Here is an 8,660-nt window from a genome sequence, read left to right as displayed (position 1 = left end):
GACCTGGAACGGCACGGTGCGCCTTCTCAATGTGCTGCCCATGACGCCGGTGATGCTCGCCGAATATGTGCCGGCGGATTTCGATACCCAGCAGCGCCAGACCTCCGAAGAGGCGCTCGCCATCGTCGCGCGCGAATCGGGGATCGATCCGGAGCGTATTTCCACCTCGGTGCGGCAAGGCGGCATCTATCACGAGATCCTCGAGGAGGCCGCCGCCATCAAGGCGGACCTGATCGTCATGACCTCGCACCGGCCTGCGATGCGGACCTATTTCCTCGGCTCGAACGCCGGCCACGTCGTGCGCTATGCCAAATGCTCCGTCCTGGTGGTGCGCTGATGGCGGAGACAAGGGTGCGCATTGCCGAGCCCGACGTACGCCTCACGGCAACAATGCCCTGGGTAAATCGTCGAAGGTATAAACGAGCGGCCGGTTGCGCGTGATGAAGCCGCCCACCTGCCAGGCAAACAAGGCCGCAAAGCCGATCAGGAACAGCGCGCCGGCCCATTCGCCCGTCGTCACCGCACGCAGCAGAAGCCCGGCCATGGCCAATACCACCAGCGTCACACAGAGAATCGCGGCTGCGTAGACCCAGGGATCGAGCCCACCGGTAAGCCGCGCCGGGCTTTTCGCTTTCGCCATTCGCGCATGCAGGCCTGCGATAAAGGTGCGGTAATCGCGATCCTGCGACGTCATCAGCGCCGCGGTTTGCCAACTGGTCGAAAGCATGGAAAGCCGCGCGCCGTCGATGTTGCCGATATCGGCGCGAAACCTGTGCGACTGCATCGAGACCGGACGATAGGACAGGCGGATGCTCGCGATATCGGCGTAACGCCAGAGGTCGGAGCGGCCCGCAATGCGCCACGACAAGCCCTGCTCCGTCAGTTCGAACTGATACGCCGCGCCGAACAGCGACGGCTTGTAGGCATAACGGGTGCCGGCTTGAGCCTCGTTCGACAAATCGGGCGGCATGGGACCAAACCTCGCTGAAGCTTCAAATGATAGGTTCTAGCCCGGCACGCATGCCCACAGAAAGGCGACCGTGGCGAGCGCCCCCAAAACCGTTCGCAAACCGTGGAGCGCGCCCCACTTCACGATGAGCGAACGTGTTTGCGGACCGGCTTGGTCAGGATGGGTGGCCATCAGCGTATCGTTGGTGGGTTTGATGGCAATCAGCGTCCATGGCCACGGCGCGATGATCGCGATTGAGCCGATCAAAAAGCCGGCATGCGAGGTCTGCCACCACGCCAGCATTCCAAAGAGAAAGCCGACCAGCGCGAGAGGCGCCTGCATCGCGGCTCCACGCTTGTAGGAGGGCTTCCATTCCGCAAGCAGCGCGCGATCCTCCAGCGACAACCGGGCCGGTTGCTCCACGATATTCACATAAAGCGCAACGCCAGCAAATATCGCCGCCACGATCAGCGCGAGAAGCCCGAAGATCATGATCGATTCCTCCCCCGAACGAACGGCTGGGCCACGTTCGCTTGCACACATGGCAGGCTTTATCTTACAAACACCGCATGGCTGAAACGACCTATTTTCCGCGCCGGCTGATTCTCGCCGGAGCCGCCATTTCAGGCGTACTCCTGGCACTCGCCGTGCACATGCTCGGCGCGAGATTTGGTCTGGATCTCGGCGGCCTGTGGCGATCGGATGCCCGCGAATTCATGCCGGCGGGAGCGGCACTGGCGTGGTGGCTGATCGCAACGGTGGGTTTTTGCGGCGGCTATTTCACCGCAACCCTGATGGACAGCGCGGTGTCGGGGCAAATTCCGCCGCGGATGCGGCAGTTTCTGATCGCGGTCGGCGTGCTTGTGCTGGCAGGCGCCGGTCAGGCCGCATCGGCGCCGAGCCCGCTTCCGACCGTTGCAGGCATGCTCGCCGGGCTCGCAGCGCTTGGCCTCGGCGCCGTGATGGCGTTCTGCGGCGCCCATTTTGCGCTGCGACGGGCGTGAATTCAGCCGCTCCTCCCGGCCCCGAACCAGATCACCATCGCCGCCACGAGCAAAAGGCCTGTGGAAATGATCAGCGCCTCATGCGCGCCGGTGACGAAGGCCTCTGCCTGTCCGACCAGCGAGCCGAAAAGCGCGACCCCCAGCACGCTGCCGGTTTGTCGGGTCGCGTTGAGCACGCCGGCCGCAATGCCGGAGCGTGTCTTCTCGACGCTTCCCAACAGCGCCGACGTGAGCGGGGGCACCAGCAAGCCCAACCCGACACCCATGATCACCAGCTGTGGCAAGGTTTTCCAGTAGACCGTGCCGGGCTCAATTCCGAGCAGCATCAGACAGCCGAACGCCGATAGTGCAGCTCCGATGGCGATGGTTGCCGGCGCGCCGATGCGCTCCGCAAGGCGCGAAGCAGCGAGGTTTGCCGGCAGCACCGCGCCCATCATCGGAACGAAGGCAAGACCGGTCTTAAATGGAGACAATCCATTGACGCGCTGGAAATACAGGCTGAAGACGAAGATCAGCCCGTAGAAGGCGATATTGACCAGAAGACCTATCAGCGATGTCAGCGCGAACAGACGGTGCGTGAACAATGAGAGCGGCAGCATCGGCTGCGGGGCGCGCAGCTCCCGCACGACCAAAAGCATCGTCAAGATCGTTGAGGCCACAAAACCCGCAATCACGAAAGCATGGCTCCAGCCGAGCGCGCCTCCTTCAATGATGGCGGCGGCCAAGCAACCAAGCGCTGTGATCGCCGCCATCTGGCCCGGCAGGTCGATCTCGCGCTGCCGACGTTGAGTCGTCTCGTTCACGTAAAGCCAGCTCAAGCACAGCCCCGCGAGTCCGATCGGCAGATTGACGAGAAAGATCGATCTCCAGCCGACCAGCGCGATCAATGCTCCGCCGACGAGCGGGCCTGCGGTGAGCGCAAGGCTGGCTCCGGCGGCCCAGATGCCAACGGCCCGCCCGCGCTGTTTTTCGTCCGCGTAAGCGTGGTTGAGCAACGCCAGCGAATTGGGAACGAGAATGGCCGCGCCTAGTCCTTGAACGCCCCTTGCGGCAATCAGCACGGCGGCATTGGGCGCAAGCGCGCACGCGAGCGAAGCAGCGGTGAAAATTGCGAACCCCGCGGTGAACATGCGCCTGGCGCCGATCCGGTCGCCGAGTGCCCCCGCCGTCAGGATGAACGCTGCGAAAGCGATGGTATAGGCGCTGACAACCCACTGCAGTTCGGAAACACCGCCGCTCCAGCGACGCGCCGATGCTGGCAAGCGCCGTGTTAACGATGGTGACGTCAAGCTGAACCACACCGTAGCCGAGGCTCATGGCCATCAGTGTCCAGGAGTTCCGGAGACTTTTGGCGCGGTGTCCGCCGCCGGGTCTGAGTTTCGGCGCGAGCATGGATTGGAACTTCAGAGAAGCAGCGCGCATCGATCACCTCCGCTCGGGGGACCAACGCGACATTCTATCCAATCGTTTCTAGGGTAAACTTCGTCCAATGTCGAAGTATGTCGGACGGAGCCGCGCTCGGCTCAATTCGGCCGCTTCACCCGCACAATTGCGCGCGCGGCGCAAGGACTGCCGTGTCGGCGTTGTCAAATTGTTGTGTCATACCCCAGGCCCTGATGGGGGGCTTTGTACGGGCCGATGAAAGAACCGATTTGGCGGGATTTCGCAGACAAGTTCGCCAGGTTCAGTATTATTTAACCTCTCGCCAGGCGATCCTTCCGACGCGAAAAAAAATCGGAGGCAACAAAACGCCGCGCCGGTCGAGCGCGACGTTTTGTCTCAACCAGCCTCAGCTCGCTGCGCGCAGGTTGACCTTGCTCTCCGCAAGCGAGGTCAGCTTCTTGTCGGTTGCCTTTTCCTCATCGAGCGTCTTTTGCAGAATGCTGGCGCAATCGTTGCGTCCAAGTTGCTTGGCCCAGGCGATCAGACTGCCGTAGCGTGCGATCTCGTAGTGCTCGGCGGCCTGCGCGGCGTTGATCAATGCCGCATCCAGCACGGCGTCGTCGGCGACCTCTCCTACGACATCGTCAGCCTCCTCGATGATGCCATCGATAGCCGGGCAGTCGACCGCCTTCATCTCCGCACCATGCATCCGAAATACCTCTTCGAGGCGCTTGACGTGAGTTTTGGTCTCGTCGAGATGAGTGAGAAAGCCCTGCTTGAGCTGCTTATCTATCGCCTTGCCCGACATTTTTTGCAGCGCTTTTTCGAGCTGCTTCTCGGCATAGTAGATGTCCTGCAGCTGATGCACGAAAAGGTCGTTCAGATTCCTGATGTCCCGGGTGAAGAGTCCCATGGCGCGATTCCTTATGTCTCGGGAACACAGCCGCGCTTCTCCGACGAGCGCGCCGATATGTTCGATTGCGGATACTCTCGCTAACCGGCGGACTCGACCGTTGTTCCGAGTTGCGCAGACCCCGTTAGCGAGGAGGAACTTTTCCAACGCGGAAGGAACGGGCGATGCTCCTGCACGCAAACCGCGTTCCGGGGCCTGAACCTCGCAATCTCGAAATATGTACGAACTATGACGGTGGTGGCCTGTCTTGCGGGAACGACGCTTGCCTTGTCAAGGATTGCACAACGGAACCTTTTTGCCTTATGGGTTTTCGTATCAAGCCGATCGGCGCTGGTTGCGACGATCGCTGCAAGTGGCTCGCAACTCTGTTGCCGCCCTGCCGGGAGGAAGAATGTATCGCCTGTTGGCCACGCTGGGGCGTGGCTTGAAGCATCGGATCGGCTGGAAACAGATCGGAATTGCCGCAAGCCTCATCATCATCGCCTTTGCAATCACGACGCTGGTCCGTACCCTCAAGGGAGTTGATACCGGCGTCATGCTGGTGGCGCTGACCGAGATAGCGCCGTATCACATCGCACTCGCCGCGCTGTGCGTGGTCGGCGCATTCTGCACGCTGACCTTCTACGATTTCTTCGCGCTCCGGACCATCGGCAGGAAACACGTACCTTACCGTATCGCCGCATTGTCCAGCTTCACGAGCTATACGATCGGGCACAATATCGGCGCCACCGTCTTCACCGGCGGTGCGATCCGTTTCCGGATCTATTCCGAATACGGTCTGAGCGCCGTCGATGTCGCCAAGATCTGCTTTCTCTCCGGCCTGACATTCTGGCTTGGCAACACCTTCGTGCTCGGCATCGGCATGGCCTGGCATCCCGGCGCGGCATCGGCCATGGACCAACTTCCGGCCGCGATCAACCGGCTGGTGGCGTTCGGGGTGCTCAGCGCCATCCTCGCCTACTTTGTCTGGCTCAGCCTTGGCGAAGAGCGGCGCGAACTCGGGCAAAACGGCTGGAAGGTAAAACTGCCTTCGGCGCGGCTGACGCTGGTGCAGATTTTGATCGGCGTGCTCGATCTGGGGTTCTGCGCGATGGCCATGTACTTGCTGATGCCGGGTGATCCCGGCATCGGTTTCATGTCGCTGGCTGTGGTGTTCATCCTGGCGACTCTGCTCGGCTTTGCCAGTCACGCGCCAGGCTCGATCGGCGTCTTCGATGCCGCGATGCTGGTCGCTCTTCCTCAATTCGGCAGGGAGCAGTTGCTGGCAACGCTGGTGGTGTTTCGCATCCTTTACTTCATGATCCCCTTCGGCATTGCGATCTCGATCATGGGCAGCCGCGAAATCTGGCTCAACGTGGTGGTACCCTGGCAGAAGCGCCGCAAACTGAACGAGGCTTCGATCGCCACCGCCTCAGTCGAAGAGGCGGAAGTTGCGCAAGTCAAAACACTGCGGTTCGAGCGCCGCTCGCGCATGCGCTCCCGCCGATAGCCCGCCTCGATCAGCTCATTGTTTTGCGGGCGCGGCGGACTTCCTGGCGCCGGCCGGCGGCTTCGCTGCCGGAGCTTGCCCCGGCAGGTATTTGGCTATGATGGCCGGATCGAGGGAAGCGAGTTCGCTGTCCGGCAGGCGATGCCAGACTTCGTCCTTGCCCAATAACGGTGTCAGCACATAACCACGCAGCGTGAGATCCTTGCCGTCAGGGCTGACGGTCATCTTCGCTCGCCAGATTTCGCCGTCGCGCGGATCGAGGATATTGCCGCCTTCATACTCGAGACCGTTGCGCTTCATATTCCGGATGAAGGAGATTCCGAGCACCGGCGCGTTCTTGCGATCGTCGGTGCATTTTGAGCAGACATCATGTTCGACTTCGCCGGGCCTTGGAAAAGTCCTGGCGATCACGCCCTCGAAGAAGCCGTCGCGGTGGTCGACGAAGAGAACCCAAACCACGGGCTTGCCGTCCTCCATCTTCTGCCAAAGTCCGGCCGCGGTGGGCTCGGCCGCCTGCGCCGGAACTGCGGTGGCGAACAACATCGCGACGAGAAGCGGAAGCACCGGCCGCAAACTGGATACGAGATTCCACATTGCCATCACCTGATCAGCCCCTCGAACCATGTGCAGACTACGGCCATTTCGGCGAGCCTTCCAGTGCCCGCGGCGTCCCATCCGGCGCGCCTTTTTCAAGACCTGATCCGGTGTCATCATCAGGATATGTGGCGACAGGAGGGCCATCGAGGCCCGCCTTCTGCCGCTTCACATCCGGCCAATCTAGTTGACGCCAAGCTTTTTCTGCAGGCTGGAAGAGGACGTCGTGTACTGGAAGACGAGACGCTTGTCCGGATAGACGTAACGGTGCGCCTTCTGCGCCATCAACGCGCCTTCGTGGAAACCACACAGGATGAGCTTGAGCTTGCCCGGATAGGTGTTGATGTCGCCGATCGCGAAGATCCCGGGCACGCTGGTTTCGAAGGCCGAGGTCTCGACCGGCACCAGATTGTTCTCAAGCGATATACCCCAGTTCGCTACCGGCCCCAGTTTCATGGTCAGGCCGAAGAACGGCAGCATCGTATCGCAGGAAACCTTCGAGACCGCGTTGTCGTTGCCCTTCACCTGCGCGCCCGTGAGCTTGCCGGCCGCGCCTTCGAGCGCGGTGACCTGTCCGATCTTCAGGTCCAGCTTGCCGGCGGCCACCAGCGCGCGCATCTGCTCGACACTGTGGGGCGCGGCGCGGAAGTCGTCGCGACGGTGCAAGAGCGTGACGCGCTTGGCGATGGGGTGCAGGTTGAGCGTCCAGTCCAGCGCGGAATCGCCGCCGCCGACGATCAGGAGATCCTTGTCGCGGAACTGTTCCATCTTGCGCACGGCGTAAAACACCGAGGTGCCTTCATAGGCCTCGATGCCCGGCACCGGCGGACGCTTGGGCTGGAACGAACCACCGCCGGCCGAAATCACGACGACCTTGCACTCGAAAACCTTGCCTGCATCGGTGGTGATGCGAAAGGCGGGGTCGCCGATCTTCTCGATCTTCTCCACCATTTCGTTGAGATGGAAAGTCGCGTTGAACGGCTTGATCTGCTGCATCAATGCGTCGGTGAGGCCCTGGCCGGTGACGTATGGAATTCCCGGAATGTCGTAGATCGGCTTTTCCGGATAGAGCTCGGCGCACTGGCCGCCGATCTTGTCGAGGATGTCGACCAGGTGCGCCTTCATGTCGAGCAGGCCCAATTCGAAGACGGCGAACAGCCCGCACGGGCCCGCGCCGATGATCAACACGTCGGTTTTGATCGCTTCGCTCATGTCGTTTTCTTTTCGGTTGGGATGAGGCTGGTAAGCCCTTTTAACTCGCGCCTGTCTAACCAACACGGAACATGGAGGGAAGCCCATATTATTGCGGTAGCGCGATGACCACCCCTTGCGGGCGTTCGACAACTGCGCTGTAAGGGCGCAAGTCTCGGAGAACTCCCCGTGAATGCCTCTGCCCGCCTCGACGCAACGCCACGCCTGGAGGATTTTCCCTATCGGCTGACCGACAATGTGCGCTTTGCCGATCTCGATCCCAATCAGCACGTCAATAACGCGGTTTATGCCACCTATTTCGAGACCGGCCGCGTCACGCTGATGAAGGATCGCAGTTATGGTCTGACGTTCGAGGGATTCGCCTGGATCCTGGTGCGGCTCGATATCCACTTCCGTGCCGAACTGCGCTGGCCGGGCGCGATCGAGATGGGTCTTGGCGTCTCGAAATTCGGCCGAACCTCCGTCACTTTCGATCAGGTGGTGTTCTCGGAAGGCCGGTGCGTGGCATCTGCTCGGACCGTGACCGTGCTCTTGGACGAAATCTCGCGCAAGCCGACGCCGCTCACGCCGGAAATCATCGCCAGTTTCCGCCCTTGGCTTCGCCGCGGAACGGAACTTCCGATCGCGACTTGAGTACACCCGGCGGTGGCGAAAGGAAAATGATGTTCAGCTGCCGCTTCCGATGTTCGTCATCGCCTTCTCAACGAATGCGCGCGCCGCTAGGCCTGACGCTCCGGCGTCGATACCGAAAGACCATCCAGCTCATCGCTCACCTTGATCTGACACGACAGCCGCGAATTCGGCCGCACGTCGAAACCGAAGTCCAGCATGTCCTCTTCCATCGGCGAAGGGGGACCAACTTTCTCGCGCCAGGCCTCATCGACATAGACATGGCAGGTTGCGCAGGCGCAGGCACCGCCACACTCGGCTTCGATGCCCGGGATCGCATTGCGGATCGCCCCTTCCATGACGGTAGCACCGTTCTCGACTTCGACGGTGCGGGTTTCGCCGGTATGGTCGACATAGTGGATCTTGGCCATGTTCGCTCGTGCTGGAAATTAGGAGCTCGGAATAGGGTCCGGGCAGTCCTATAACGGGTCAATCCGCTCCGCGCTA

General features: G+C 61.4%; 10 protein-coding genes and 1 pseudogene. 4 read left to right on the top strand and 7 right to left on the bottom strand.

Annotation, left to right across the window (positions count from 1 at the left end; genetic code table 11):
- Window positions 1–337: universal stress protein (locus tag VNX23_RS29110; RefSeq protein ID WP_325635028.1), on the top strand; the 337-nt coding region annotated here is incomplete at its 5' end.
- 42 nt (window positions 338–379) lie between these two features.
- Here the strand turns inward: VNX23_RS29110 and VNX23_RS29105 are convergent.
- Window positions 380–970, bottom strand: coding sequence for a hypothetical protein (locus VNX23_RS29105; protein WP_325635027.1), 591 nt, complete (start codon window positions 968–970; stop codon window positions 380–382).
- Between the two features lie 36 nt (window positions 971–1,006).
- Window positions 1,007–1,438, bottom strand: a complete 432-nt coding sequence (locus VNX23_RS29100) for a DUF1772 domain-containing protein (RefSeq protein WP_325635030.1) — start codon at window positions 1,436–1,438, stop codon at window positions 1,007–1,009.
- An 80-nt stretch (window positions 1,439–1,518) separates the two neighbouring features.
- Here VNX23_RS29100 and VNX23_RS29095 point away from each other — a divergent pair, with 80 nt between their 5' ends.
- The gene (locus VNX23_RS29095) at window positions 1,519–1,953 is read left to right on the top strand and encodes a hypothetical protein (RefSeq protein ID WP_325635026.1); all 435 of its coding nucleotides are present in this window, start codon (window positions 1,519–1,521) and stop codon (window positions 1,951–1,953) included.
- 2 nt (window positions 1,954–1,955) lie between these two features.
- On the opposite strand, the pseudogene VNX23_RS29090 reads toward VNX23_RS29095, so the two are convergent.
- Together VNX23_RS29090 and VNX23_RS29085 are read right to left on the bottom strand one after the other, a co-directional pair.
- Window positions 1,956–3,345 (bottom strand): annotated as a pseudogene (locus tag VNX23_RS29090) (MFS transporter).
- Window positions 3,346–3,742: 397 nt separating this feature from the next.
- Entirely contained in the window at window positions 3,743–4,249 is a 507-nt protein-coding gene (locus tag VNX23_RS29085) for a ferritin-like domain-containing protein (RefSeq protein WP_325635025.1), read from the bottom strand.
- Between the two features lie 391 nt (window positions 4,250–4,640).
- On the opposite strand from VNX23_RS29085, the gene VNX23_RS29080 reads away from it, so the two are divergent.
- The gene (locus VNX23_RS29080; protein ID WP_325635024.1) at window positions 4,641–5,738 is read left to right on the top strand and encodes a YbhN family protein; all 1,098 of its coding nucleotides are present in this window, start codon (window positions 4,641–4,643) and stop codon (window positions 5,736–5,738) included.
- Between the two features lie 15 nt (window positions 5,739–5,753).
- Here the strand turns inward: VNX23_RS29080 and VNX23_RS29075 are convergent, their stop codons facing one another.
- Both VNX23_RS29075 and VNX23_RS29070 read right to left on the bottom strand, forming a co-directional pair.
- The gene (locus tag VNX23_RS29075) at window positions 5,754–6,332 is read right to left on the bottom strand and encodes a DUF2147 domain-containing protein (RefSeq protein WP_414643106.1); all 579 of its coding nucleotides are present in this window, start codon (window positions 6,330–6,332) and stop codon (window positions 5,754–5,756) included.
- 183 nt (window positions 6,333–6,515) lie between these two features.
- Entirely contained in the window at window positions 6,516–7,544 is a 1,029-nt protein-coding gene (locus VNX23_RS29070; protein ID WP_325635023.1) for an NAD(P)/FAD-dependent oxidoreductase, read from the bottom strand.
- A 168-nt stretch (window positions 7,545–7,712) separates the two neighbouring features.
- Between VNX23_RS29070 and VNX23_RS29065 the strand changes: the two genes are divergently transcribed.
- On the top strand, window positions 7,713–8,177 hold the full coding sequence (locus VNX23_RS29065; RefSeq protein WP_325635022.1) for a thioesterase family protein: 465 nt from the start codon (window positions 7,713–7,715) through the stop codon (window positions 8,175–8,177).
- An 86-nt stretch (window positions 8,178–8,263) separates the two neighbouring features.
- On the opposite strand, the gene VNX23_RS29060 is transcribed toward VNX23_RS29065, so the two are convergent.
- The gene (locus VNX23_RS29060) at window positions 8,264–8,584 is read right to left on the bottom strand and encodes a 2Fe-2S iron-sulfur cluster-binding protein (protein ID WP_325635021.1); all 321 of its coding nucleotides are present in this window, start codon (window positions 8,582–8,584) and stop codon (window positions 8,264–8,266) included.
- Window positions 8,585–8,660: the final 76 nt, after the last annotated feature.

The sequence above is a fragment of the Bradyrhizobium sp. genome (genome assembly GCF_035570375.1).
GTDB lineage: Bacteria > Pseudomonadota > Alphaproteobacteria > Rhizobiales > Xanthobacteraceae > Bradyrhizobium.
This window is presented reverse-complemented; position numbering and strand designations above follow the sequence as displayed.